We start from the raw sequence: 26430 nt of genomic DNA, 5'->3' as shown, positions 1-26430 counted from the left end.
GTGCCGAGTGGTGGGGCAAGAGCGTTTTGCTTACTTTTGCGCTCTTCAAAAGTGAGCCGCTGTAAGAGCGGAACCAATAGAGGCCGTTACCCAAACAACGGATATGTACCCTCAACCGTGCTTCTTGTAACGACGAATCCGAATATCCGCCTGCTCCTTGTGCCCCGCAAACCCTTCCATCCCGCAAAGCCGCGAGCAGTATTCCCCTACCAACACCGAAGCCTCATCCGTCAGCACCCGCTGGTACGTGCACGTCTTGATGAACTTGCCGACCCACAGCCCGCCGGTGTACCGCGCAGTCCCGGTGGTAGGCAATGTGTGGTTGGTCCCAATCACTTTGTCGCCATAGGAAACGTTGGTGCGCTCACCGAGGAACAACGCGCCGTAATTGGTCATGTGCTCCAGGAAATACAACGGATCGCGGGTCATCACCTGCACGTGCTCGGAGGCGATGCGATCGGCTTCCTGCACCAGCTCGTCGACGCTGTCGCACAGGATGATTTCGCCATAGTCGCGCCAGGCGACAGAAGCAACCGGTGCGGTGGACAGGATCGCCAACTGCCGCTCGATCTCCGCCGGCAGGGTTTGCGCCAACTCCGCACTGTTCGTCAAAAACACCGCAGGCGAATTAACCCCATGCTCCGCCTGCCCCAACAAATCGGCAGCGATGATTTCAACATCGCTGCTGTCATCAGCAATCACCAGTGTCTCTGTAGGCCCGGCAATCAAGTCGATACCAATCTTGCCGAACAACTGGCGCTTGGCCTCGGCCACATACGCATTACCCGGCCCAACGATCATATCCACCGGCTTGAACGTATCGGTGCCCAACGCAAACGCAGCAATCGCCTGCACCCCGCCCACGCAATAGATCTCATCGGCACCCGCCAAATACATCGCCGTCACAATGGCCGGATGAGGCTTGCCATCAAACGGCGGCGCGGCCGCAACAACGCGCTTCACCCCGGCCACCTTGGCCGTCAGCACGCTCATATGCGCCGACGCCAGCAACGGGTACTTGCCGCCCGGAATGTAGCAAGCCACCGAGTTCACCGGAATATTGCGATGCCCAAGGATCACGCCAGGCAAGGTCTCGACTTCCACATCGTGCATCGAGGCTTTTTGCACCTCGGCGAAGCGCCGGACCTGGGCCTGGGCAAAGGTGATATCGCCGATTTCCTGCTCGGACAGGCTCGCCACGCAGGCGGCAATTTCTTCGTCGCTCAGCCGGAAAGATACAGGCGACCACTGATCAAACTGCTTCGAGTATTCACGTACGGCCGCATCGCCGTTACGGGCGACGTTGGCGATGATGCGCTCAACGGTATCGCGGACTTGGGCGGCAATCTCGGCTTGGGCTTCGACCGGTTTAGGCGTTTTCAGGTAACGAATCATCAGTGGCTCCAGGTGGTTCTTGAGGGCACGCGACATGCCCCCGGCATTGGCAACCATCTTTTCCTACCCCCCTGCCCCGGGCAATTTCGCAGCCTCCCTATTGGTGACGCAACCTGACGCAACACAGACGCAGTGTTGAAGCACTGCGGCGGGCTGCTGACGTTATTCGTATAACCCCCGATGAAAAACATGTAAGCCCCATTGACTTAGGGATTCGGAGTGATAGGTTAAATAAGCGGTTATACGTATAACCTAACAATCACACCCAACGTAAAGAGGTGATCAACCGTGAGTCGAGTCTTGTATCTATTCGGTGGCTGGCCCGGCCATTTCCCCTACGAAATTGCGGCATGGGCGCGCACCGTTTTCCAGGAACTGGATTTCGAGGTCGAAGAGTCCACCGACATCTTCACACTGGACAGGGACTTGACCGGTTATGACCTGATCGTGATCGGCTGGAACAACGCCGTCACTACCGAGACGCTCACCGCGTCCCAGGAAAACCGCCTGCTGGAAGCGATCGAAAGCGGCACCGGCCTGGTGGGTTGGCACGGCGCAGGCGCGGCGTTTCGCGCCAGCCTCAAATATCACTGGGTGCTCGGCGGCTCATTCCTCGAACACCCGATGGGCGAAGGCTTTCCCCACCCGTACCAGGTCAACGTCATCGACCACAGCCACGAGGTGACCCAGGGCGTCGAGGATTTCGAGGTACGGTCCGAGCAGTACTACATGCAGGTCGACCCGAACATTCATGTGCTGGCTGAAACCACCTTCGACGGCAACCCCTTCCCCTGGCTCAACGGCCATCGCAGCCCGGTGGCCTGGGTGCGCCAGTGGGGCCTTGGGCGGGTGTTCTATCACTCCATCGGGCACGACACCAGCAACCTCGCCGACCCGAATATCCGCCGCCTGACCAAGCAAGGCCTGAACTGGGCGACACGCGGGCGTGCAGCCAGTACCGCCGAGGCAACCCCCTCCGTTTCATCAACCCAAGGAGTCCTGTCATGACTAAATTGACCGGCAGCCAGATCGTGGCTCAAACCCTGAAAAACTATGGCGTCGAATACGTCGCCGGTATTCCCGGCCACGGTATCTGGACCCTGACCGACGCCTTCCTCGAAGAAGACTCCAAGCTCAAGTTCATCCAGGTGTTCCATGAGCAGAGCGCGGTGCATCTCGCCGACGGTTACTACCGGGTGAGCGGCAAGCCGATGGCGGCAGTGACGTCCATCGGTGCCGGCGCCGCCAACACGGTGATCGGCATGGCCACCGCGTTTACCGACTCCACCAGCCTGATGCTGATCACCGGCGGGCCACCCACCCACATGCGTGGCCATGGCTTGCTGCAGGAGCTGGAGCGCTACACCGACAACGACTTCCCGAAAATCGCCGAGGCCGTGACCAAGCGTCATTGGGTGGCGACCCGTGTTGAAGAGTTGCCGTTCATGATGCACCGCGCCTGGAGCGCAATGGTCACCGGACGCCCCGGGCCGGTGCACCTGGAAATCCCGATGGATGTGCAGGCCGAGGCCGCTGAAGTGACCCTGCATGCCCTCGAAGAGCGCACCCCGATCGGCAAATGCTTCCCGGACCCGGCAGCCACCGCTCGCGCAGTGGAAGAGCTGAAACTGAGCAAGCGCCCGGTGCTGGTGATCGGCGGCGGCGTGATTACCGGCGAAGCCAGCGCGCAATTGTTCGCCCTGGCCGAAGCCTGGAAGATCCCGGTGGTCACCACCTGGAACGGCAAGAGCGGCTTCCCGGAAGATCACCCGTTGTTCGCCGGCAGTGTCGGCCAGACCGGCACCCTGTGCGGAAATAAAGTCGCGTCCACCGCAGACGTGATCATCGCCGTGGGCTGCCGTTTCACCGACTGGTCGTCGTCCAGCTACGCCAAGGGCGTGACCTTCGCGATCCCGCCGTCGAAGCTGATCCACATCGACATCGACCCGCATGAAATCGGCAAGAACTACCCGGTGACCGTGGGCATTTGTGCCGACGCCAAATACGCCCTCGCCGCCATTGTCGAAAGCCTGAAAGGCGAGACGGTTGAGCGCGAAGAGTACCTGAGCGACCTGCGCGGTTATCAGGAAGAATGGGAGACCAAACTGGCGGGCCGTCGTGACTCCGATCGCTTTCCGTTCACCTCCCAACGCCCCCTCGGCGCGCTGCGCAAAGTGTTCCCGCGGGACACCATCGTGGTGGTTGGCTCGGGCAACACCCAGGGCGCGGTCAAGCAGACTTTCCCGGTCTATGCGCCACGTACCCACCTGACCTCCGGCGGCTTCTCGTCCATGGGCTGGGCCGTACCTGCGGCCATCGGTGCGAAGTTGGCGGCGCCTGACCAGCCGGTGGTGTGCATCCTCGGGGATGGCGATTTCCTGATGACCTCCCAGGAAATTGCGATCTGCGTGACCAACAATATCCCTGTGGTGTTCCTGATCCAGAACAACGCCGGCTACATGTCGATTCGCGGTGGCCAGCGCAAGCAGACCAGCCGCCATATCGGCACTGAATTCAACCACCCGGACGGCACGCCCTACAGCCCGGACTTCAAGGCGGTGGGCGAAGCCTTCGGCCTCAAATCCTACCGTGTGGAGCGCCCGGAAGACCTTGAGCCTATCCTGCAGGAAGCGCTGGATTTGAATGTGCCGGTGCTGATCGAAGTACCCACCGACCGCGATGCGGCTGGCCCTTGGGTGCCCGGCTGGTGGGACTTCCCGATTCCGGAATACATCACCGACGAACGCCAGGATGAGTACTGGCAAATCCGTAATTCCGAACAACACCTGTAAATGCCGGAGCGGCTCACATGAGTGATGCATTGATTTCGCATCATGCAGAGCTGAATCCACAACCGGGGGCGCCGCGCGAACCGCGCGCCCTCGACGTGGTGACACCTGATGCAGATGGCACGATCAACTGTGACGTGGTGATTATCGGCTCGGGCATGGGCGGTTCGACCTTCGCCCATGCCCTGCGTGACAGCGGGCTGGATATTGTGATCGTCGAACGAGGGGATTTCCTGCCCCGGGAAATCCAGAACTGGAGCGCTGAAGCGGTGTTCGGCCAAGGACGCTATCGCAATGCCGAACCGTGGCTGGACCAGGCCAACCAAGCATTTTCGCCGGGGGTGTTTTATTACGTCGGCGGCAACACCAAATTCTACGGCGCCATGCTGCCACGGTTTCGCGAGGCGGACTTTGGCGAGATCCAGCATGCCGAGGGCGTGTCGCCTGCGTGGCCCGTCAGCTACGCCGAGTTTGAACCCTGGTACGCCGAAGCGGAAAAGCTCTACCGCGTGCATGGCCAGGCCGGCATTGACCCCAGCGAACCCTGGCGTTCAGGACCCTTCCCGCAACCGGCACTCAAGCACGACCCGGCCCTGGTTGCGCTGGAACAAAGCATGCAGCGTGCCGGACTCAAGCCGTTCGTGATGCCGGCGGCGGTGGACTATGGCGATGGCGGCGATTGCGTATTGTGCTCAACCTGCGATGGCTATCCGTGCCTGGTGGAGGCCAAGGCCGACGCCGAAGTTTCTGCGCTCAGGCCCGCCCTGCGCAGTGGCAGCATTCGGCTGATGACTCGCACCACGATCCGGCAGCTGAACACCGATAACGATGGCAAAACCGTGACTCAAGCGCGGGGTCTGTTCGATGGACGCGAGGTGACACTGCGTGCCAAACGCTTCGTGCTGGCGTGCGGCGCAGTCAACAGTGCGGCATTGCTGTTCAAGTCTGCGAACGCTCAATATCCTCATGGCCTGGGCAATAGCTCTGGGCAGTTGGGGCGTAACTACATGGTGCACAACAGCACCTTCATGCTGGCGGTGGACCCGCGACGCAAGAACAACGTGACCTTCCAGAAAACCCTGGCCATCAACGACTGGTACAGCGCCAGCCCGCACAACGCATTCCCCTTGGGTAACGTGCAGATGCTGGGGAAAATCCGCGAGCCGATGATCAGTGCCATGCGGCCCTGGCTGCCGAAATTCGCTTCACGCTATATCACTGACCACAGCGTCGACCTGTACCTGACCTCGGAAGATCTGCCGACCCAGGACAACCGCGTCACCTACGACACGCAGCGCGGTGCGATCAAGGTTCACTGGACGCCGAACAACCTCAAGGCCCATGAAGGACTGGTGAGCAAGGCCACCCAAACCATGCGTGATGCAGGGTATCCGCTGATCCTCAAGGCGCGCATGGGCATCGCGACGAACTCCCACCAGTGCGGCACTGCCGTGATGGGCAAGGACCCAACCACCAGCGTGCTGGACCTGAACTGCAAGCTGCATGACCTGGAGAATGTATGGGTGGTGGACAGCTCGTTCTTCCCGTCGTCGGCGGCGGTTAATCCGGCACTGACCATCGCGGCGAATGCCCTCAGAGTAGCGGCACACTTCAAGGGGCAGCCCGGGTAAAGGTGGGAGCTGGCTTGCCTGCGATGCAGTCGACTCGGTCTGTCAGTGGTATTGAGTCGATGCCATCGCAGGCAAGCCAGCTCCTACAGCGATCCCTTACCAACGGGATCAGGCGTCTGCCTGCTGGATACTGCGGGTCGAGGTACGCACCACCAGCTTGGTGGCGAAAATCTTCTGCTCGGGCGCCAGCGGCGCATCAGCCGGGGCATTCAATTGCTCGGTCAGCATGCGTGCGGCGTACACGCCCTTCTCCACCATGGGTTGCGCAATGGTGGTCAAACCGAGTTGCACCGCCTCGGGAATATCGTCGAAGCCGATCACCGAAAGCGTCTGCGGCACTTGGCGACTGAGGGCGTGGGCGGTTTTCATGCAGGCAATCGCCATCACATCCGAGCACGCCACCACTGCCGTGACGTCGTTGGAGGTCAGCAATGTGAACGCTGCGGCCTGGCCGGACGTGGAATCCAGCCCACCGGCCTCGATCACGCTCAGGTCTTCAAACGCCAGGCCCGCGGCGGTGGCCGCCTCCACGTAACCGGTGAGGCGTTCGCGGACAATCCGCTCACTGGCACTTTTGAAGCGCTGCAGGTCAATCGGGCCGCGGTAACCATCCGGGTTGAGGCGGTCAATGATGACGCCGATCTTGCGGTGGCCCAGGTCCAGCAGATGCTGCATTTGCGTGCGAGCCGCACCGCGATCGTCGATGCCGACAAAAAACGAATTCTCGACCAGCGGCGAGTCGATCACCACGAACGGAATACTGTGCTTCACCACCGCCAGCACCGCCGGGTGATCATCGGGCAGGGTCGAGATAATCAGGCCATCCACCAGCCCGCGCAGGGCCAGGCTGCCGTGGCTCGCCGCCGGGCCCCGGCCCACCAGGCGGTTGTTGTTGAGCGGAAACAGTGTCAGTGCGACATTTTCCAACTCGCCCACTTCACTGATGCCGCGCAGCATGGCGATGGTGCACGGGTCGGCAAAGGCCAGGGACAACTTGTCCATCATCATCAACCCGATGGCGCCGATCTTGCCCGAGCGCAGGCTGCGGCCCAGCACATTGGGGCCCGGGTAGCCCAATGAAGCGGCCACCTCGAGGATATGCTCGCGCTGGGCCGGGGACAGTTTGGAAGGTCGGTTGTAGGCGTAAGACACCGCAGGCTGGGACACCCCTGCCGCCAGTGCTACGTCTTTCATTGAAACGGCCATCGCTTGCTTCCCAATCCTTTTGAAACCTCATGCGAGGTCATGAAAAAACAGGCGCTCAGTGTACCCGTTGAGGGGAAACCTTCGGAACCAGTCGTGTGGCACTGAACATGATTGCGACCATCAGCGAGGCAACCGCCAGCAGCGCCCAGGATAGATCCGTCGCGTGGGCGAACAAGCCGATCACCGCCGGGCCCATCAGGATACCCAGATAACCGAGGCTGGTGGCAGCGGCAATCGCCAGTTCCCCCGGCATGGTCTTTTGCGCGCCCGCCAGCGACAGGTACACCGGCGCGATGTTGGCCAAACCGATGCCGATGACCGCAAACCCCACCAGGTTCACCTGCCAGTTCGTCGCGAGCACCACCGTGAGAAAGCCCAGGATTACAATCAGGCCACCGCCCACCAGTACTAGCCGGGCGCCGAGCCTGAGCAGAATCCGGTCGCCACTCAAGCGCCCCAACGCCATCATCACGGCGAAGCAGGCGTAGCCCAGGCCTGCAATGGAAGGCTCGACATCACGCACCTGGGTCAGGAACACCGCGCTCCAGTCGAGAATCGCACCTTCGGCCAGAAACGCGAACAGGCACAGCCCCCCCAGCACCAGGACTTTACGCGTGGGCCGCACAAAGATCGGGCTGCCCTCTTCGCCGCTGCGCCCGAGCATATGGCGCCCGTAACTCAGGACAAACACAGCCAGTGCCGCCATCACCGCGCTGCTGGCCAGCAACGGCGTGGCGCCCAGCCAGAGCAGCGCGGTGATCCCCGCCGCACTGACAATCGTGCCCAGGCTGAACAAGCCATGAAAACCCGACATCAAGGACCGCCCGGTCGCACGCTCAACCATCACGCCCTGTACGTTCATCGTCACATCCACTGCGCCGCACCCTGCGCCGAACACGGTCAGGGCAAACATCAAGCCCAAGAATGAATGTGTGGTCGCCAGCAGAGGCAGCGTCAGAAACACCAGGGCGATGCCGATGTGCATGGTAAAGCGGCAACCTTTGCGGGCGTTCAGGATGCCCGCCAGCGGCATCATCACCAGTGAGCCGAGGCCCAGGCACAGCAACAGGATGCCCAATGCGCCGTCGTCCACCCCGGCCCGGCTGCGCGCATAGGGAACCAGCGGCGCCCAGGCGCCCATGCACAGGCCGGACAGCAGAAACGTCAAGCGGTAGGCCGACATATGCGGCGTGGAGCACGGCAATAACAACTCTTGAGACGACACGGAAACCCCAATACCTGAACAGTTGGAGTTATACGTATAACTTAAAACTCAAGCGCCAGCCACTGCCTTGTTACTGTTACATATTCTGGATTGATAAAGCATTGACAGCCCACAGGGTGCAGGTTTTACTTTCGCAAGGTTATTCGTATAACCCAAAATTGCATAACCACCCCACAAAAACAAAAGGGACCATGCAGCGTGATAAGCACTTTCCAGAAAACCCCGATCCCCCCGCGTATTCGCAAGGCACGTATCGCCACCTTTCTCGGCTTCATGATGATCGGCGCCATGATGTACATCTGGTCCACCGGTGTAAGCGTGTTCAGGACCCAGCTTGGCCTGACGGGAGAACTCGGGGACTCGAGTTTCGGCCTGATTGCCCTCGGGGTCGGTGTCGGTTCCGCAGCCGGTGCGCTGCTGGTCGGGCGGCTGCTGGACACCTTCGGCGCCAAGCCGGTAATTACCCTTGGCGCCCTCGCCTATCCCCTTTCGATTATCCCGCTGGGCTTCGTCAACGGTTTCTGGTTTGCGCTGTGTTTCGGCTCTGTGCTGGGGCTGTTGCGCGGCGCCCTGGATACCGCCTTGAATGCCCACGGCGTGCAGGTTGAACGGTTTTATCGACGCTCGATCATGTCCGGCTTCCATGCCTTCTATTCCCTGGGCGGCTTCCTGCTGGGCATGGCATGCAGTTGGCTGACCCGGTTCTACACCGACAGCGTGCTGGTGCCTTACACCGTACTGGGCCTGGCGATGTTCATTCTGGGCTGTGTGTTCAGCCGATGGTTGCTGGGCAAGCATGATGTGCCCGACGCCCAGCTCGACGACTGGCAAGCCGGCACCCATTCCCGGGACGAAACCGGCAAGGGCCCTTCGGCCAAGACGCTGCTGGTGATGATCGCTCTCGGCACCTTGCTGCTGGGCAGCATGATGGGCGAAAACGCAATTGCCGACTGGGGCCAGGAATACATTCGCCGGGAGTTCGCGACCACCACCTCGACCGCAGGCATGGCGGTCTCACTGTTCGTCGGTGCGTCATTCGTGGGGCGCCTTTTTGGCGACCGCCTGGCCGCTGCGTTCGGTAATGCGCAGGTGGTGTTTGGATGCGGTACGTTGTGCGTCCTCGGCATGATCACCACGATATTGGGCGGTACGGCCGTGACCGGCGTTGTCGGCTTCGCGCTGTTTGGCCTCGGCCTTTCGTGCATCGCACCGTTGATGATCTCCGCCGCCGGGCGCCGGGACCCGGCACATGCCGGGCGCAATATCGGCATCGTCAACTGCATCGGATTTTCCGGGATGCTGGTGGGCCCCGCCGTCATCACCGTCATCGTCAGCAACTTCGGCCTGAGCAAGCTGATGTTCTTCCCGCTGGTGATGCTCGGTTTGCTCGCGACGTTCGGCCCACTGCTGATGCGCGCGCCGAAGAAAACCGTTGCCCGCGGCAAAGCGCAAACCGAGGTGTGAGGGAGGCCCGCATCGTCACTGCACCGGCAGGAAATTCATCAGCAGCAAGCTTTGCGCGTAGTTGAGCCCGATGCGCCGGTAGCGTTCGTCGAGCATCTGGGTCAACAGGTCGAGGCGCGCGACGATCTTGCCGAACTCCACGGCAAAGCTGAGGTTGCTGCCCGCCTCCGAGATCTCGTTGGAGAACAGCAACAGCGAGCCATTGGCATCCTGGCGCTGACTGAGCAGCCAAGTGGCCTTCTCGATATTGCGCGCGGCATTGCTGACGAACTGCGGGTTGATCGAGTCCGTTATATAAAACTCGGTGCGCCCGCCGTGTGCCGTCACCAGCATGCTGCCGATCGCGTAGATGAAGGCGCCTACCCGGTCGCCGCGAAACTCCGGGCTCAGCGAATAGCTCAGCGCCGCCAGGTCGCGACGATCGCCCAGGGCGGGCAGTGGTTGGCGAAGTTCGATGGCCTGGCGGATTTGCCGGGCGGCGGTCACCGCGTCGGTGTAACCCGATTGACGCCACTGGTTGGGGTTGCGCAGGTAGAGCTTGCTCATCAGCAGATACAGGCTTTGCAGGTTGTCGCGCATGCTCAGGGTGGCCATGCGATCAACGCTGGTCTGGAAGAATTCATCGGGCTTGCCGTTGCTGAACTGCGTGGCAATATCGCGCCCCTGCTGCTGGCTGCAACCGTTGGCGCAAAGCATCAAAACCGCAGCCAGCCACAGCGGCTGACGCATCCATCGGGTGATAAAAACAGGTAACGTGCGATCCATCGGCACCAGGTCTGGGTCTGCTGTCCACGCCGGAAATTAGTGTGGTCGGGACAGAGATAGATCGGAAGAACGGGAAAAAGTGCAGTGAGGGCGGCAAACCAATAATTTTTCCAGAGGTGCATCCACTTTGATCCTTGGTACGTAGATTCAATACCCTCACCCGGAGGGCACAAGCACCAAGGAGATACATCATGCACGCCATCTACAAAAAAATTGCTGCCGTTGCCTGCTTTACGATCCTCTCCGTCACCACATCCCTAAGTTTTGCCGCCGACACCGTAATGGTGGGCGGCGCGGCGATGTATCCGACGAAAACCATCGTCGAAAACGCAGTCAACTCAAAGGACCACACCACTCTGGTTGCGGCGGTCAAGGCAGCCGGACTGGTGGATACCCTTAACAGCAAAGGCCCGTTCACCGTATTCGCACCGACCAACGAAGCTTTCGCCAAGCTCCCCGCAGGCACCGTGGATACGCTTGTGAAACCTGAGCACAAAGCCGATCTCACAAAAATCCTGACCTATCACGTGGTGGCTGGCACTCATACCTCTGCACAACTGATGGCCGACGCCAAGAAGAACGGCGGTACCGTGATGTTGAAAACCGTGCAGGGTGAGTCGCTGACGATCAAGCTGCATGACGGCAAACTGTGGGTGGTGGATGCCAAGGGTGGCAAGGCCAGCATCAGCATTGCGGATGTGATGCAGTCCAATGGCGTGATTCATGTGGTTGATTCGGTGCTGATGCCGTAATCGTCGCTTGACACCGAAAAGCCCGACGCAGTGTGCGTCGGGCTGATTCGGATGCTTCAGTTGTCGGGGTGTTCACTCGCGACAGAATCAGCGGCATCCACATCCGACATATCCTCTTCCAGAGGGGCGTCATCGTCCGGCGGTAGAGGCGCTTCAGGTTGATCGCGCCGAGGATCATGCCCAGTTTCATTGTCTGTACCGCGCGTTACGCCTTGCTGGGATACGTTTCCAGGGGCCTTCTCGTTAATTTCCATGCTGGCTCTCCGTTCTAGCGCGGGATGTCCGTGCTTGAACATGAGAAACGGTGCGGTGTCGCGAGTGCCGGACGATGGACGAACGGTGTGGATCAATTTCATAACGGCCCTAACGCTCCGAGAGACTCTATCCACCGCAGGATCGCGGGTTTCTCTGCTGGTTTTTCGCCAATGCAACACACCTCCGGGTCGGTGAGAGAACACCAGACAGACACCGGGTCTCCCACTCGCAAGCCATACGAAGCTTTACGAAGCGTCGTCGTTGACCAAGCGTCAACCGTCTCGTTGAGAGACTTGTGAAAGTGCTGCCCATTGACGCTATAGCTGAAGCTCATGAATTGGCGTCCGGCCCACGATGCCTCACGCCCGACGAAGGTTACGTAGCCAGGCACCACTTGCCCCACGTCCATGGCGCTCATGAGTTCTCTCCTGAAAACAGCCCGGAAACACGTTTGTTTTTTGTGCTTTTACACTGTTATAGCTCAGAGGCCCGCAGCGCGACAGGTCCTTGGTCGCCGCCTCCGGTGAGGCCTGAAACTGACTACCCTTTATATCTGACACACATTGACATATCGATAATTCTCGATATGATCGCGCCATGGACTTACTCGAAATATTCAAAGCCCTCTCAAACCAGACACGCCTCGAAATCCTGAAAGGTTTGAAGGACCCCGAGAAGAACTTCCCTGCACAAGATGAAGGGGACGTTCACACGGTGGGCGTGTGCGTCAGCAGTATTCAGGAAGGCATCGGGCTCTCGCAGTCGACGGTGTCTGGTTACCTGGCAACGCTGCAACGGGTGGGTCTGGTCGAAGTCAGGCGCATCGGCCAGTGGACTTACTACAAGCGCAATGAAGCCACCATCCGCAGGCTTGCCGAGATCATAGGGAAAGATTTGTAGTTTTTTTACCACAGAATATCGAGATTTCGCGATATCCCTTTTTGTCGAAACGAGGAAATGCAATGAAGGCGTTGATACTCAAGTCATTTGGCGGCCCGGAATCATTCGAACTTCGCGACGTTCCCAAGCCCGTTCCGCACACGGGGCAAGTCCTGGTCCGCGTACACGCAACCTCCATCAACCCGCTGGATTACCAGGTCCGACGTGGCGACTACGCTGACCTGGTGCCGCTACCGGCGATTACCGGGCATGACGTATCGGGGGTCGTTGAGGAAGTCGGGCCGGGGGTTACGTCCTTCGCGCCAGGCGACGAAGTCTGGTACACCCCGCAAATATTTGACGGACCCGGCAGCTATGCCGAATACCACGTGGCGGCCGAAGGCATTATCGGGAAGAAGCCCCCTGCCCTGAGTCACCTTGAAGCGGCAAGCCTGAGCCTGGTCGGCGGCACCGCCTGGGAAGCGCTGGTGGTGCGTGCAGCCCTCAGGGTGGGAGAAAGCATCCTGGTGCACGGCGGCGCGGGCGGCGTCGGCCATGTGGCGATCCAACTGGCGAAAGCCATTGGCGCCCAGGTGTTCACCACCGTACGCGACGTCAATGTCGAGTTCGCGCGAAGCCTGGGTGCGGACGTAATCATCGACTACGAAAAGGAAGATTACGTCGACGCCATCCTGCGGGAAACGGGTGGCCGTGGCGTTGATGTGGTGTTCGATACCATCGGCGGCACCACATTGTCCCGTAGCCCGGACGCGCTTGCGCAACTGGGTCGCGTGGTCACGATTGTGGACACGGCGCACCCCCAGAACCTCGTCCAGGCCTGGGGCAGGAACGCGAGTTATCACTTCGTCTTCACACGACAAAACCGCGGCAAGCTGGATGAAATGAGCGCACTGATCGCCAACGGTCAACTGCGGCCACACGTTGGCGCGGTCTATTCCCTTGCCGACATCCCGCTCGCCCATTCCCGCCTGGAAAGCCCCAACAACGGCATTCAAGGGAAAATCGCGATTGCCGTGTCCGCCGGCTTACAGGAGGATTGGCGCAACGGTGCTTGAGCTGATCGCACTGAACCACTTTTTTGGAGAGCACGGGTAAATGGCAGAACTGATGGAAATGCTCGACGGCCCAAGGACCGCACAGCAGGAACTGTTCTACGACCTCGAAGATGCGACGGCCGTTATCGCCTGGTCGGTCAATCAATTGGCCACTATCGCCGGGGTCGCCAAATCACCCGACGAAGCAGTCGCCCTGATGAAGATGGGTGCACTGCTCGCGGCTCAGCAGGAAAAGCTCAGCGGGTACGCGGATGAGGTGAAGGCCGGAAGGATTGTGCGAGGAGAGGATCACTCGTGATAAATACGCTACGCACCCAACAACCTTTCACATCCCTTTCACACTCGAGCGCTTATCGTCACTCCAGCTCCTAAGTGAACACCTTTAAGCCCGCACTCCCCATCGCGGGCTTTTCTTTGCCTGGAATTTGGTAAAAGGGATATCAAAACCTTCATCCAGTTTCATTTGTTGATGGCCTGGGCTGTCGCCTTAATGCTCCCACACGAACTCGTGCACAGGAGCAAAATATAATGAAAAAACGTCAACCGTTACTTCAGCTCAATACCTTGGCCGTGGCGCTGGCATTTGCCTTGCCGGCCATGAGCTATGCCAGCGATCAGTCCGACTCCAAGGGCTTTGTCGCCGACAGCAGCTTGAATATCCTCAACCGCAACCTGTTCTGGAACCAGAACGGCAACGGCGCCCACACCCGTGACTGGAGCCAGGCGCTGATGGCAACCTACAGCTCGGGCTTCACTCAAGGCACCATTGGCATCGGCATTGATGCGTTTGCCGACCTGGCGTTGCGCATCGACGGGGACACCGACCGCGCCGGTGGCCCGAACATACCGTCCGACGCCAATGGCAATCCGGATCATGGCTTCGCGAAGGCCGGTGGTGACGTCAAGTTCCGTATTTCCAATACCACGCTCAAGGTCGGCGACCTGCAGCCTACGTCGCCGGTGTTCGCCACCGCCGATAACTACCTGATGCCACAGACCGCAACAGGCTTCCAGATCGACAGCCATGAAATCACCGGCCTGAACCTGGAGGCCGGCCATTACACCTCCGGCACCGGTACCACCACCACCTCGCGCAGCGGCGACATTCTCGCCAGCTATGCGGGCGTGGAAGCGTCGTCGGCCAGCTTCGCGGGCGGCAAATACCAGTTCAGCAAGGAATTCACCGCGTCGCTGTACGGAGCACACCTGGAAGACGTGTGGAATCAGTACTACGTCAACCTGAACCTTGTTCATCCACTGACCGATGACCAATCCGTCGCGCTGGACTTCAACCTCTATCGCACACTGGACGACGGCAGCGCCAAGGCCGGGACCATCGACACCACCGCAGCCTCGCTGGCGGCTGCCTACACCCTGGGTGCACAGACCTTCACCCTGGCCGGGCAGAAAGTGCATGGTGACGAGCCGTTCGACTACGTCGGCTTTGGGGAGACCAATGCCGGCGTCGGTGCCGGGCGCTACGGCAACTCGATCAACCTGGCTGACTCGGTGCAATACTCCGACTTCAACGGCCCGGGCGAGCGGTCCTGGCAGATGCGCTATGACCTGGACATGGGAGCCTTTGGCGCCTCCGGCCTGAGCTTCATGGCCCGCCATATTCGCGGTGCTGGCATCGACGGTACGCATACCCCCGGCAATTCGGCCTACACCGGGTTCTATGGCGCCAACGACCAGGAACACGAAACCGACGCCGAAGTGAAATACGTCGTGCAGAGTGGCCCGGCCAAGAAGCTGTCCTTCCGCCTGAGGGAAGCCTGGCACGATGGCGATGCTTCCACCGGGGGGCATCTGGTGCAGACACGCCTGATTACCGAGTACCCGTTGAATATCTTCTAAACAGGCGGAAGTGCCCGGTTGATGGATCTACCGGGTACTCTGCGTAGCCAGATATTGATCGGTAAGCGTTTTGATTCCACACACAAAAAAAGGCGCTACCAAGAGCGCCTTTTTTGTTACCGCTGACTTATTGCAAACTAACCTGACGCAGTTCGGGCTCTTTCCCGCTACCAATCGTGATGCGCTTGGGCTTGGCCTCTTCAGGAACCACGCGCAGCAAGTCGATGCTTAACAGCCCGTTGTTCATCGAAGCACCGCGCACCTCGATATGATCTGCCAGCCGGAACGACAGCCGAAATGCTCGTTGCGCGATGCCCTGGTGCAGATAAGTGACTGCTTTCTCGGTTTCGCGCTTGTCGCCAACGACTGTCAAAACGCCCTTCTCGACCTGTATATCCAGATCCGCTTCAGTAAGCCCAGCGACAGCAATGACAATGCGATATTCGTCATCACCGTGCTTTTCCACATTGTGAGGCGGATAAGTGTTCGGAGCCTCGCTGCGAAGCGCCGACTCGAACAGGTCATTGAAGCGATCGAAGCCCACGGATTGACGGAACAAAGGGGCCAAGGAAAGGGTAGTAGCCATCTCAAAATCTCCTGATTAAATCCAAGTGATTAAGTGCGCGACCCGCATTCGGCGTCGCGTGATAAAAATTTATGTTCGCCGGGAAAATTTTCAAGAGGCCAGATAAAAATTTTTACATTTGAGTACCAGCCGGGAACGGCTTGCTCGGTTGGATAGACAGGCCGCCCTCAGGCTGCGATGCGTAGTCAGCCCACCTTTCTCTTGAGTGCTTGCCTGGGTCGGGTTCAGCAAGCGGTGGCTTCTTGGAACTCTCTGGCATGTTCGCCATTACTCGCGGCATGTCTTAAAATATCCGGTTGCCGAAGAACCGCCATGACATATCCATGAAGGGCTTCAATCCTTTACAAATAAGTGTGGTCAAGATGAACAAGCCTTTCATTTCGCTGTGCCCTGAAATTACGCGGGCGCACGCGCTGACGTTGGTGGATTGGTTAGAGGATGAACGCATCACCTGCTATCTGAGCGATTCGCGTCATGTCTCCCGCTCCATTGAGCAAGTCATTGATCGGACTCAGTTGCCGATCCTGACTCATCTATTCAACCAGGGCGGCAGATTCTTTATGGCCTATGACCGGCATGACGCCCCGGTGGGCTTTGTCCGTCTCATCAAGACCGGCTCAAATTGCGAGATTGTCCTGGTCATCGGAGACAGCGACAAATGGGGCCGGAACCTGGGCGCCAGCACGATCCGCGAAGGCATGAAACTGGCCTTCCTCGACATGCGGGCCGAGAAGCTCATCGCCAAGATTCACCCGGACAACTCGCGCTCGCTGAAAGCCTTTCTGCGCAGCGGCTTTATGCTGGAGAGCGAAACGCCGACATTGACGTCATTTTCCATGACGGCGGCGAGCTATTTCCAGTTCTTGCGCGAAGGCGCCGGTGGCGACTCCACCAGGATCTACATCACTGAAATCGACAAGGCCAGGCTCGAGGATCTGATCGCGTTCGAGCAAGGCCCGGCGGTTGTTGAACTCGAACATGAGCTTGAGCGGGCCATTGTCGTCAAGCCGCAGCAGGTGGCGTGCAATGTCATCACGATGAACTCCAGGGCCTTGCTGCAACTGGACGATGAAGAGTTCGAAGTGGCCTTGGTCTACCCTGAAGACGCGGACAGCAACGCAGCAAAGCACTCCGTGTATTCCGACATAGGCACCGCCATCCTTGGCTATCAGGAGGGAGACGCCATCGACTGGCGAATTGCTGACCGGACCCGCCGGATTGAGATCAAGAAAGTGCTTTACCAGCCGGAGGCTGCGGGCGACTTCCACCTGTAATTGCGCCTTTTCTCAGTAACGAATCACGCCAGTCAGCGCGCCCGGCTTGGGTGCCTGACTTCTCCAGCGTGAACTGATAACCGAGACGGTTATCGGCGCGGGGGGTGAGATCGTGAAACCTACCCGCTGACGCCCACTTTTTGCAGAGTTGCGGAAACTGCCTGAAATGATACGGAAACGATTAGAGGTGTATTCCTGAACCCCAGAAACGCAAAAGCCCCGCAATAGCGGGGCTCTTGAGTAAATCTTGGCGGGAAACCAGGGATTCGAACCCTGGAGACGCTATTAACGTCCGCCGGTTTTCAAGACCGGTGCATTCAACCACTCTGCCAATTTCCCTTGTGCAACACAGGATTAGCGTAGCTCATCCTGCCTCAGCGGGCGCCATAATACCCGAATGAAACACACTGTCAAACTCTCGCCATAGCTTGTTACAGAGCGTCTGTTATGATCCTTGCGACTGAATGTTTCAAAACTGAAGGAGTGTCGCCATGCGCGAACAAAATTACGCAGTGAATGGAAACGCGCAGGCTGAGCAGCTAGAAGTTAGCCGCGTCCTGCGCAATACGTACGGCTTGCTCGCTCTCACCCTCGCGTTCAGCGGCGTGATGGCCTTCGTAGCCCAGCAAATGCGCGTCGGCTACCCGAATATCTTCGTCGTGCTGATCGGCTTCTACGGTCTGTTCTTCCTGACCAACAAGCTGCGCGACTCGGCCTGGGGCCTGGTGTCGGCGTTTGCCCTGACCGGTTTCATGGGCTTTATCCTCGGCCCGATCCTTAACCGCTACCTCGGCATGGCCGGCGGCGCGGAAGTGGTCAGCTCGGCATTTGCCATGACTGCCCTGGTATTTGGCGGCCTGTCGGCCTACGTGCTGATCTCCCGCAAGGACATGAGCTTCCTGGGTGGTTTCATCACCGCCGGTTTCTTCGTGTTGCTGGCTGCCGTACTGGCAGGCATGTTCTTCCAGATCAGCGGCCTGCAACTGGCGATCAGCGCAGGTTTCGTGCTGTTCTCCTCGGCCTGCATCCTGTTCCAGACCAGCGCAATCATCCAGGGTGGCGAGCGTAACTACATCATGGCCACCATCAGCCTGTATGTATCGATCTACAACCTGTTTATCAGCCTGTTGCAGATCTTCGGCATCATGGGCCGCGACGACTGATCGCAGCCGCATGCAAAAAGCCCGCTTCGGCGGGCTTTTTGTTGCCTGCGGCTTTATCATTGCCACAGGTTTTGCCTTCAGAGTGTTCCATGAAGTTCGCGATTGCGCTTTTTTCCGCCGCCCATGCGCCCTCCTCGCGCCGTGCCTTGCTGTTCGCCCAGGCGGCGCTGGCGGGTGGACATGAGATTGTGCGGCTGTTTTTTTATCAGGATGGCGTCTACAGCGCGTCCACTAACATTGTTGCGCCGCAGGATGAGCAGGATATCGCCCGTCAGTGGCGCGAGTTTGTCAGCGAGCATCAGCTCGATGGCGTGGTGTGCATCGCCGCGGCCCTGCGCCGTGGCGTGCTGAATGCCGAAGAGGCCACCCGTTATCAGCGCAGCGCGGTGAACCTGGACGCGCCTTGGGCATTGTCCGGGCTTGGGCAGTTGCATGACGCCGCCCAGTCCGCTGACCGCTTGATCTGCTTCGGAGGGCCGTGACATGTCGAAATCCTTGCTGGTGATCAGCCGACAGGCGCCGTGGTCCGGCCCCAGCGCCCGTGAAGCGCTGGATATCGTATTGGCTGGCGGCGCGTTTGATTTGCCGATTGGCCTGTTGTTTCTGGATGACGGCGTGTTTCAACTGGCCGCGAGCCAGGACGCCAGGGCCGTGCAACAGAAAGACCTGAGCGCCAACCTCCAGGCCCTGGAATTATTTGGCGTCGAAGAGGTGTTTGCCTGCAGCCATAGCCTCGCCGTGCGCGGGCTGGCCACCTCCGACAACGCACAGCCGCTGAGCAGTGAACAAATTTCACAGATGATTGACCGTTACGACCAGGTGATTACCCTCTGATGTCGACCTTGCATGTGGTATCCCACTCGCCTTTTACCGACAGCCGGCTGGACAGCTGCCTGCGCCTCTGTGGCACCCAGGATGCGATCCTGCTGTGCGGCGACGGCGCCTACGCCCTGCAACCCGCCAGCGCGCCTTGCCAGGCCCTGCAGGCCAGGGGCGTGAAAGTGTTTGTACTGGCCGAAGACAGCCAGGCGCGTAACCTCGCCGTGCCTGAATGGGCCGGCAGTGTCGATTACCCGGCGTTCGTCCAGCTGTCGATCGACTATGACAAGGTCAATACCTGGCTATGAACACTTTGACCGTAGGTGAACGCACCCTCGAACTGGACAAGGACGGCTACCTCGTCGACCTGACCGAGTGGTCCAGCGACGTGGCCAACGCCCTCGCCACTACCGAGGAGCTGGAGCTGACCCCGGAACACTGGGAAATCCTCGAACTGCTGCGCGGCTTTTATACCGAATTCCAGCTGTCGCCCGCCACCCGCCCGCTGATCAAGTACACCGCCTTGAAGCTGGGCCCGGAAAAGGGCAACAGCCTGCACCTCAACCGACTGTTCAAAGGCACTCCCGCCAAACTCGCCGCCAAGTTGGCGGGCCTGCCCAGGCCGACGAATTGCTTATGACTGATTTTGCCCCGTTGATCACTGAAACCCCTGCTGAGCACCCGTTCGCGCCGTTCGTGCGCATCCTCGGCAAAGGCAAGCGCGGCGCCCGCAACCTCACCCGTGAGGAAGCCCGGGAAGCCATGGGCATGTTGCTGGACGAGAAGGTCGAAGACACCCAGCTCGGCGCCTTCCTCATGCTGCTGCGGCACAAGGAAGAAAGCCCGGAAGAACTCGCAGGCTTCACCGAAGCCGTGCGCGAGCGCCTGAATGCACCGTCGCTCAATGTGGATGTCGACTGGCCGACCTACGCCGGTAAAAAACGCCACCTGCCGTGGTACCTGCTGGCAGCCAAGTGCCTGGCACAGAACGGCGTGCGTATCCTGATGCACGGCGGCGGCGCGCATACGGCAGGCCGGCTCTACACCGAGCAGTTGCTGGATGGCTTGCAGATTCCGTTGTGCCGCAATTGGCAACAGGTGGAAGCGGCCCTTGAACAGGGCAACCTGGCGTTTATTCCCCTGGGGGACTGGGCGCCGCAACTGCAGCGCATGATCGACCTGCGAAACACCCTGGGCCTGCGCTCGCCGATCCATTCACTGGCGCGCATCCTCAACCCGTTGAGCGCCCGCTGCGGCCTGCAAAGCATCTTCCACCCGGGCTACCAGGGCGTACACCGCGATGCCAGCGGCCTGCTTGGCGACAACAGCATCGTGGTCAAGGGCGACGGCGGCGAGATCGAGATCAACCCGGACACCATCAGCCACCTGTACGGCACTACCGGCGGCGAGAGCTGGGATGAAGAGTGGCCCGCCCTCTCCGCCCAGCGTCACGTCAAGCCTGCCGCGCTGGAGCCCGAGCATCTCAAGGCGCTATGGCGCGGTGAGGTGCAGGACAGCTACCCGCAACTGGCACTGATCGCCACCATGGCCCTGGCCTTGCGCGGCCTCGGCCACCCGCGGGAACAGGCGTTCGAACTGGCCCAGCAGTACTGGGATGCCCGGGACAAATCGATTTAGTCGATCATTAACCCCCAGCCTTTGCGCTTTTTGTTCGAACTCAGACCTTTAGACTGCACTCCAACGCTTATTAGCCAAGGAGTCAGTCATGGGTTTGCTGATCGAAGGACGCTGGCATGACCAGTGGTACGAAAGTAGCGAAGACGGCGCCTTCCAACGGGAGCAGGCGCAACGCCGCAACTGGGTGACCGCCGATGGTGAACCCGGCCCGACCGGCAAAGGCGGTTTCGCGGCTGAAGCCGGTCGCTACCATTTATACGTATCCCTCGCCTGCCCCTGGGCGCACCGCACATTGATCCTGCGCAAGCTCAAAGGCTTGGAAAGCCTGATCGACGTGTCGGTGGTCAGTTGGCTGATGCTGGAAAACGGCTGGACCTTCGACAAGGCCCATGGCTCCAGCGGCGACAAGCTTGACGACTTCACCTTCATGCACCAACGCTACACCGCCGACACCGCCAGCTACACCGGGCGGGTCACAGTGCCGGTGTTGTGGGACAAGAAGCTCAAGCGGATTGTCAGCAATGAGTCGGCGGAGATTATTCGCATGTTCAACAGTGCGTTTAATGAACTGACCGGCAATCAACTGGATTTCTATCCCGAAGCCCAGCGCTCGACCATTGATGCACTGAACGATCGAATCTATCCCGCCGTGAACAACGGTGTGTACCGCGCAGGCTTTGCCACGTCACAAAAGGCTTATGAGGCCGCATTTGATGATGTGTTTGCCGAACTGGATCACCTTGAGCAGCACTTGGGTGAGCATCGTTACCTGGCGGGAGAATACCTGACTGAAGCCGATGTAAGGCTTTTCACCACGGCGATTCGGTTTGATGCGGTGTACTACAGCCACTTCAAATGCAACCTGCGGCGAATTGCGGATTATCCGAACCTGTCGAACTGGCTAAGGGAGTTGTATCAGTGGCCGGGGATTGCCGAGACGGTGGATTTTGCTCACATCAAGGGGCATTACTACGCCAGTCACCGCACGATTAATCCGACGGGGATTGTGCCAAAGGGGCCGTTGCAGACGTTTGAGGCGGAACATGACCGCGCGAGACTGAGCGGAAAAGGCATCTTGAGCTGACACACCCTGTGGCGAGGGAGCTTGCTCCCGCTGGGCTGCGCAGCGGCCCCAAAATCCTGGGAGCGCTTCGCACTCCAGCGGGAGCAAGCTCCCTCGCCACAGCAAGCTCCCTCCCCACAGCAAGCTCCCTCGCCACAGAGACGGTCTCGCCACAAGAGACGTGTCAGACTTGCGACTGAGCGCCTTCAAACCACTTCAGCTTCTCACGCAACTGCACCACTTCTCCCACAATCACCAGTGTCGGCGCATGAACCTCATGTTCCGCCACCATGCGTGGCAGGTCAGCCAGGGTGCCGGTAAACACCCGCTGGTTGGACGTGGTGCCCTGCTGGATCAACGCCGCCGGCGTATCCGCCGAACGACCATGCTTGATCAGCTGTTCGCAGATGATCGGCAACCCGATCAAGCCCATGTAGAACACCAGGGTCTGCGAAGGGCCCACCAGGTCACTCCACGGCAGATCCGAAGTCCCGTCCTTCAAGTGCCCGGTAATGAAGCGAACCGATTGCGCATAGTCGCGGTGGGTCAGCGGAATACCGGCATACGCCGCGCAACCACTGGCCGCGGTAATACCCGGCACCACTTGGAACGGGATGCCATGGGCCGCCAGCTCTTCGATCTCTTCACCGCCACGCCCAAAGATGAACGGGTCGCCACCCTTGAGCCGCAGCACGCGCTTGCCTTGCCTGGCCAGGTCCACCAGTTGCTGGTTGATCTGGTCCTGCGGCACCGCATGGTCGGCGCGACGCTTGCCGACATACACCCGCTCGGCATCGCGACGGCACAGCTCAAGAATCGCCGGCGCCACCAGCCGGTCGTACAGCACCACGTCGGCCTGTTGCATCAAGCGCAAGGCGCGGAACGTCAGCAGGTCCGGATCACCCGGGCCTGCGCCCACCAGGTAGACTTCGCCCGGTGCGTGGGGCGGTGCGCCGTTGATTTTCTCCACCAGCAGACGCTCGGCTTCATCGCCCTGCCCGGCCAGTTGCCGATCAGCAATCGGGCCCTGGAAGACATCTTCCCAGAACGCGCGACGTTGCTGCACATCCGGGAACAAGCCTTTGACCTGGCTGCGAAACCGCGCCGCCAGCCCGGCCAACTGGCCGTAAGTCGACGGAATCCAGGTTTCCAGCTTGGCGCGGATCAGCCGTGCCAGCACCGGCGCATCGCCGCCGCTGGACACTGCGATCACCAACGGCGAACGGTCGACAATCGCCGGGAAGATCACGCTGCACAAGGCCGGCGCATCCACCACATTGACCGGTACGCAACGACGCCGGGCATCGCTGGACACTTGCGCGTTCAGCGGCTCGTCGTCGGTCGCCGCGATGATCAGGGTGCAACCGTCGAGGTCGGCCTCCTGATAACCACGCAAAATCAGTTCACCGCCACTGCCCTGCACCAGTTCACGCAACTGGTCTTCAATCTGGGGAGCAACCACCCGCAACAACGCGCCGGCGTCGGCCAGCAGCCGGGATTTGCGCAAGGCAATCTCCCCGCCACCGACGACCAACACACGACTGCCGCGCAGGTTATGAAACAGCGGCAGAAATTCCATTTAGCCGATGACCTCAACGCCCGCCATGTACGGCTTGAGCACTTCAGGTACGCGGATCGAACCGTCAGCCTGCTGGTAGTTTTCCAGCACGGCCACCAGGGTACGGCCTACTGCCAGGCCCGAACCGTTGAGGGTGTGGACCAGCTCGGGCTTGCCGGTTTCCGGGTTACGGAAACGCGCCTGCATGCGACGGGCCTGGAAATCACCGCAGTTGGAGCACGACGAAATCTCGCGGTATTTATCCTGGCTCGGCACCCACACTTCCAGGTCGTAAGTCTTCACGGCGCTGAAACCCATGTCGCCGGTGCACAGCGCCAGAACGCGGTACGGCAGCTCCAGCAGTTGCAGGACGCGTTCGGCGTTGGCGGTCAGGCCTTCCAGCGCTTCCATGGAAGTCGACGGCTCGACAACCTGCACCATCTCGACCTTGTCGAACTGGTGCTGGCGAATCATGCCGCGGGTGTCGCGGCCCGATGCACCGGCTTCGCTGCGAAAGCATGGCGAGTGGGCGACAAACTTGATCGGCAGCTGCTTGGCGTCGAGGATTTCCCCGGCCACGATATTGGTCAGCGACACTTCGGCGGTCGGGATCAGGTACAAGTCGGCTTCGCCATCGCGGCTGATCTTGAACAGGTCTTCCTCGAATTTCGGCAGCTGGCTGGTGCCCATCAGCGCCGGAGCCTGGACCAGGTACGGGGTGTAAGCCTCTTCGTAGCCGTGCTCGCCGGTGTGCAGGTTGATCATGAACTGCGCCAGGGCGCGGTGCATGCGTGCAATCGGGCCACGCAGCAAGGCAAAGCGCGCGCCGGACATTTTGGCCGCCGTTTCGAAGTCCAGGCCACCGGTCAGTTCGCCCAGGGCGACGTGGTCCTTGATCTCGAAATCGAAGGCTTTTGGCGTGCCCCAGCGACGGACTTCGACGTTGCCGTCTTCGTCTTCGCCGATCGGCACGGATTCGTGCGGCAGGTTCGGGATGCCCAGCAGGATCGAGTCCAGTTCGGTCTGGATAACGTCCAGCTCGACTTTGCCGGAAGCCAACTCGCCAGCCATACGCTCGACGTCCGCCATCAACGGCGCGATGTCTTCGCCGCGCTGCTTGGCCTGACCGATGGATTTGGAACGCGCATTACGCTCAGCCTGCAGTGCTTCGGTGCGGGTCTGGACGGTCTTGCGCTGTTCTTCCAGCGCTTCGATGCGCGCAACATCCAAGGCAAAGCCACGGGATGCCAGGCGGTCCGCTACGTCCTGAAGGTTGCTACGTAACAGTTTGGAATCGAGCATGTCGGTCTCTCGTTTATCAAAGTTTGGTCAAGGACAGGCCAGCCCAGGTGGCGAGCAGCCCGCCGAACACGCTGACGGCCAGGTACCCGAAGGCGACCGGTGCCTGCCCGCTTTCCAGCAGGCGTAGCGTGTCCAGTGAAAAGGATGAAAAGGTCGTCAGACCGCCTACAAAACCGACAATCAAGCCGGCACGAATCTCAATCGGCACTTCCGGGCGAAGCAGAAACCACCCGTACAACAAGCCGATGATCAAACAGCCCACCAGGTTGACCGCCAGGGTCGCCGCATAAAAATGCTTCGGCCAATTGGCGCTGACCCAGGTGCTGGTGGCGAAACGCAATAATGTACCAGCGATGCCGGCCACGGACACGGCAAGAATCGTTCTGAGCACTACTTTCTCCGCTGTTTCGGACTGAGCCGGTCAAGTTGGGCAAGGTGATTGAGCTTTTCGCCGATCTTCAGCTCCAGGCCGCGGGGCACCGGCTGGTAGAACGGCTGCGGCTCAAGGTCATCCGGGAAGTAATCTTCGCCAGCCGCATAGGCGTCCGGCTCATCGTGGGCGTAGCGGTATTCATCGCCGTAGCCGAGTTGCTTCATCAGCTTGGTCGGCGCATTGCGCAGGTGCAGCGGCACTTCCAGGGAACCATGCTCGGCGGCAGCACGCAGGGCGGACTTGAAGCCCATGTACACCGCGTTGCTCTTCGGTGCGCAGGCCAGATAGGTGATGGCCTGGGCCACCGCCAACTCGCCTTCCGGGCTGCCCAGGCGTTCCTGCACTTCCCAGGCGGCCAGGCACAGGCTCAGCGCACGCGGGTCGGCATTGCCGATATCTTCGCTGGCCATGCGCACCACGCGCCGGGCGAGGTACAACGGGTCGCAACCGCCGTCGATCATCCGCGCAAACCAGTACAGCGCGCCGTCGGGGTTGGAGCCGCGCACAGATTTGTGCAGCGCGGAAATCTGGTCGTAGAACGCTTCGCCGCCCTTGTCGAAACGCCGGCGGGTGTCGCCCAACAGGCTCTGCAGCAAGTCGACGCCGATTTCGCTGCCATCCTCGGCCAGGTCGGAAGCGTTTTCCAGCAGATTGAGAAAACGTCGACCGTCGCCATCCGCAGCAGTCAGCAGGATCTTGAAGCCTTCCTCACTGACACTCAACTGGCGCTTGCCCAGGCCCTTGTCTTCGTTCAGCGCACGCTGCAAGAGCTTCTGCATCGCGGCTTCATCGAGGCTCTTGAGCACATAGACACGCGCCCGGGACAGCAAGGCATTGTTCAGTTCAAAAGACGGGTTTTCGGTGGTGGCACCAATAAAGATCAGCGTGCCGTCTTCGACATACGGCAAGAACGCATCCTGCTGCGACTTGTTGAAGCGATGCACTTCGTCGACGAACAGGATGGTGCGCTTGCCGTACTGCCCGGCCTGCTGCTTGGCGACTTCCACCGCCTGGCGGATCTCCTTGACCCCGGCCAGCACCGCCGAGACCGTCTCGAAGTGTGCATCCGAGACTTTTGCCAGGAGCCGCGCCAGGGTGGTTTTACCCACGCCCGGCGGCCCCCAGAAAATCATCGAGTGCAGCGCACCCTGCTCAAGGGCCTCGCGCAAAGGCTTGCCGCGGGCGAGCAGGTGTTCCTGCCCGACGTACTCGTCCAGGTTGGTCGAGCGCAGGCGCGCCGCCAGAGGCTGAGCAATCGGGTCACTTCGAAACAGGTCCATGGGCAGCGTTTGAAACCTCT

At 60.1% G+C, this 26430-nt stretch carries 27 protein-coding genes and 1 tRNA gene; 17 read left to right on the top strand and 11 right to left on the bottom strand.

The genetic code is table 11. The features are described 5' to 3' along the window. Positions 1–111: 111 nt before the first annotated feature. Entirely contained in the window at positions 112–1395 is a 1284-nt protein-coding gene (gene hisD / locus HX817_RS27060) for a histidinol dehydrogenase (protein ID WP_008431521.1), read from the bottom strand. A 288-nt stretch (positions 1396–1683) separates the two neighbouring features. Here hisD and HX817_RS27055 point away from each other — a divergent pair, with 288 nt between their 5' ends. Genes HX817_RS27055 through HX817_RS27045 form a run of 3 tightly spaced genes read left to right on the top strand, consistent with a single transcriptional unit; the run spans position 1684 to position 5815 of the window. Continuing rightward, positions 1684–2403: a ThuA domain-containing protein gene (locus HX817_RS27055; protein WP_177041798.1), complete on the top strand. Its 720-nt coding sequence runs from the start codon at positions 1684–1686 to the stop codon at positions 2401–2403. Next, positions 2400–4187 carry a thiamine pyrophosphate-binding protein gene (locus HX817_RS27050; RefSeq protein ID WP_177041795.1) on the top strand — a complete coding sequence of 596 codons (1788 nt, stop codon included), beginning with the start codon at positions 2400–2402 and terminating at the stop codon, positions 4185–4187. The genes HX817_RS27055 and HX817_RS27050 overlap by 4 nt, the downstream gene beginning before the upstream one ends. Positions 4188–4204: 17 nt before the next feature. Then, positions 4205–5815: a GMC oxidoreductase gene (locus HX817_RS27045; RefSeq protein WP_177041793.1), complete on the top strand. Its 1611-nt coding sequence runs from the start codon at positions 4205–4207 to the stop codon at positions 5813–5815. Positions 5816–5923: 108 nt separating this feature from the next. Here HX817_RS27045 and HX817_RS27040 read toward each other — a convergent pair whose 3' ends face one another. Then, on the bottom strand, positions 5924–7021 hold the full coding sequence (locus HX817_RS27040; protein ID WP_008431528.1) for a LacI family DNA-binding transcriptional regulator: 1098 nt from the start codon (positions 7019–7021) through the stop codon (positions 5924–5926). Positions 7022–7076: 55 nt separating this feature from the next. After that, the gene (locus HX817_RS27035) at positions 7077–8204 is read right to left on the bottom strand and encodes an MFS transporter (RefSeq protein ID WP_177041806.1); all 1128 of its coding nucleotides are present in this window, start codon (positions 8202–8204) and stop codon (positions 7077–7079) included. Between the two features lie 243 nt (positions 8205–8447). Between HX817_RS27035 and HX817_RS27030 the strand changes: the two genes are divergently transcribed. Next, positions 8448–9710 carry an MFS transporter gene (locus tag HX817_RS27030; RefSeq protein ID WP_177041804.1) on the top strand — a complete coding sequence of 421 codons (1263 nt, stop codon included), beginning with the start codon at positions 8448–8450 and terminating at the stop codon, positions 9708–9710. A 15-nt stretch (positions 9711–9725) separates the two neighbouring features. Here the strand turns inward: HX817_RS27030 and HX817_RS27025 are convergent, their stop codons facing one another. Beyond that, positions 9726–10475 carry a hypothetical protein gene (locus tag HX817_RS27025; RefSeq protein ID WP_032898777.1) on the bottom strand — a complete coding sequence of 250 codons (750 nt, stop codon included), beginning with the start codon at positions 10473–10475 and terminating at the stop codon, positions 9726–9728. Between the two features lie 191 nt (positions 10476–10666). Between HX817_RS27025 and HX817_RS27020 the strand changes: the two genes are divergently transcribed. Next, positions 10667–11227 carry a fasciclin domain-containing protein gene (locus tag HX817_RS27020; RefSeq protein ID WP_003219652.1) on the top strand — a complete coding sequence of 187 codons (561 nt, stop codon included), beginning with the start codon at positions 10667–10669 and terminating at the stop codon, positions 11225–11227. A 56-nt stretch (positions 11228–11283) separates the two neighbouring features. Here HX817_RS27020 and HX817_RS27015 read toward each other — a convergent pair whose 3' ends face one another. Beyond that, positions 11284–11481: a hypothetical protein gene (locus HX817_RS27015; protein ID WP_023658951.1), complete on the bottom strand. Its 198-nt coding sequence runs from the start codon at positions 11479–11481 to the stop codon at positions 11284–11286. A gap of 598 nt (positions 11482–12079) precedes the next feature. On the opposite strand from HX817_RS27015, the gene HX817_RS27010 reads away from it, so the two are divergent. The 4 genes from HX817_RS27010 (at position 12080) to HX817_RS26995 (ending at position 15294) form a co-directional block, all read left to right on the top strand. Then, entirely contained in the window at positions 12080–12382 is a 303-nt protein-coding gene (locus tag HX817_RS27010) for a helix-turn-helix transcriptional regulator (RefSeq protein WP_003219649.1), read from the top strand. 62 nt (positions 12383–12444) lie between these two features. After that, entirely contained in the window at positions 12445–13437 is a 993-nt protein-coding gene (locus HX817_RS27005; protein ID WP_003219647.1) for a zinc-dependent alcohol dehydrogenase family protein, read from the top strand. A gap of 40 nt (positions 13438–13477) precedes the next feature. Next, complete coding sequence (locus HX817_RS27000; RefSeq protein WP_003219645.1) at positions 13478–13735, top strand: hypothetical protein; 258 nt, start codon at positions 13478–13480, stop codon at positions 13733–13735. A gap of 230 nt (positions 13736–13965) precedes the next feature. Further along, positions 13966–15294, top strand: coding sequence for an OprD family porin (locus HX817_RS26995; RefSeq protein WP_177041791.1), 1329 nt, complete (start codon positions 13966–13968; stop codon positions 15292–15294). Between the two features lie 127 nt (positions 15295–15421). Here HX817_RS26995 and HX817_RS26990 read toward each other — a convergent pair whose 3' ends face one another. After that, complete coding sequence (locus HX817_RS26990) at positions 15422–15880, bottom strand: Hsp20 family protein (protein ID WP_003219642.1); 459 nt, start codon at positions 15878–15880, stop codon at positions 15422–15424. A gap of 362 nt (positions 15881–16242) precedes the next feature. Between HX817_RS26990 and HX817_RS26985 the strand changes: the two genes are divergently transcribed. Then, entirely contained in the window at positions 16243–17154 is a 912-nt protein-coding gene (locus HX817_RS26985) for a bifunctional GNAT family N-acetyltransferase/nucleoside diphosphate kinase regulator (protein ID WP_008431545.1), read from the top strand. A 248-nt stretch (positions 17155–17402) separates the two neighbouring features. Here HX817_RS26985 and HX817_RS26980 read toward each other — a convergent pair. After that, positions 17403–17493: transfer RNA gene (locus HX817_RS26980), tRNA-Ser, on the bottom strand. A gap of 152 nt (positions 17494–17645) precedes the next feature. On the opposite strand from HX817_RS26980, the gene HX817_RS26975 reads away from it, so the two are divergent. The 7 genes from HX817_RS26975 to HX817_RS26945 all read left to right on the top strand — a co-directional run bounded on the left by HX817_RS26975 (position 17646) and on the right by HX817_RS26945 (position 21858). Beyond that, positions 17646–18317, top strand: coding sequence for a Bax inhibitor-1/YccA family protein (locus HX817_RS26975; RefSeq protein ID WP_003219636.1), 672 nt, complete (start codon positions 17646–17648; stop codon positions 18315–18317). An 89-nt stretch (positions 18318–18406) separates the two neighbouring features. Beyond that, the gene (gene tusD / locus HX817_RS26970; protein ID WP_003219632.1) at positions 18407–18799 is read left to right on the top strand and encodes a sulfurtransferase complex subunit TusD; all 393 of its coding nucleotides are present in this window, start codon (positions 18407–18409) and stop codon (positions 18797–18799) included. A gap of 1 nt (position 18800) precedes the next feature. Continuing rightward, the gene (gene tusC, locus HX817_RS26965) at positions 18801–19151 is read left to right on the top strand and encodes a sulfurtransferase complex subunit TusC (protein WP_177041789.1); all 351 of its coding nucleotides are present in this window, start codon (positions 18801–18803) and stop codon (positions 19149–19151) included. Further along, complete coding sequence (gene tusB / locus HX817_RS26960; RefSeq protein ID WP_003219628.1) at positions 19151–19444, top strand: sulfurtransferase complex subunit TusB; 294 nt, start codon at positions 19151–19153, stop codon at positions 19442–19444. Before tusC ends, tusB begins: the two co-directional genes overlap by 1 nt. Beyond that, entirely contained in the window at positions 19441–19776 is a 336-nt protein-coding gene (locus HX817_RS26955) for a TusE/DsrC/DsvC family sulfur relay protein (protein WP_177041787.1), read from the top strand. The genes tusB and HX817_RS26955 overlap by 4 nt, the downstream gene beginning before the upstream one ends. Beyond that, complete coding sequence (locus HX817_RS26950) at positions 19773–20774, top strand: glycosyl transferase family protein (protein WP_087693048.1); 1002 nt, start codon at positions 19773–19775, stop codon at positions 20772–20774. The genes HX817_RS26955 and HX817_RS26950 overlap by 4 nt, the downstream gene beginning before the upstream one ends. 88 nt (positions 20775–20862) lie before the next feature. Then, positions 20863–21858: a glutathione S-transferase family protein gene (locus HX817_RS26945; protein WP_177041785.1), complete on the top strand. Its 996-nt coding sequence runs from the start codon at positions 20863–20865 to the stop codon at positions 21856–21858. A 163-nt stretch (positions 21859–22021) separates the two neighbouring features. Here the strand turns inward: HX817_RS26945 and cysG are convergent, their stop codons facing one another. From cysG to HX817_RS26925, 4 genes are read right to left on the bottom strand one after another with little or no spacing between them, the layout of a single operon-like run. Further along, positions 22022–23416 (bottom strand): siroheme synthase CysG, encoded by a 1395-nt coding sequence (gene cysG / locus HX817_RS26940; RefSeq protein WP_003219620.1) that lies wholly within the window; start codon positions 23414–23416, stop codon positions 22022–22024. Then, positions 23417–24697, bottom strand: a complete 1281-nt coding sequence (gene serS / locus HX817_RS26935; protein ID WP_003219618.1) for a serine--tRNA ligase — start codon at positions 24695–24697, stop codon at positions 23417–23419. Positions 24698–24713: 16 nt separating this feature from the next. Then, positions 24714–25088, bottom strand: coding sequence for a fluoride efflux transporter CrcB (gene crcB / locus HX817_RS26930; RefSeq protein ID WP_003219617.1), 375 nt, complete (start codon positions 25086–25088; stop codon positions 24714–24716). Beyond that, positions 25088–26410, bottom strand: coding sequence for a replication-associated recombination protein A (locus HX817_RS26925; protein WP_003219616.1), 1323 nt, complete (start codon positions 26408–26410; stop codon positions 25088–25090). The genes crcB and HX817_RS26925 overlap by 1 nt, the downstream gene beginning before the upstream one ends. Positions 26411–26430 lie beyond the last annotated feature (20 nt).

It is taken from the genome of Pseudomonas sp. C6002 (assembly GCF_013385805.1).
Taxonomy (GTDB): Bacteria; Pseudomonadota; Gammaproteobacteria; order Pseudomonadales; family Pseudomonadaceae; genus Aquipseudomonas.
Note: the sequence above shows the minus strand (reverse complement) of the source record. Positions and strands in the feature narration are given on the sequence as shown.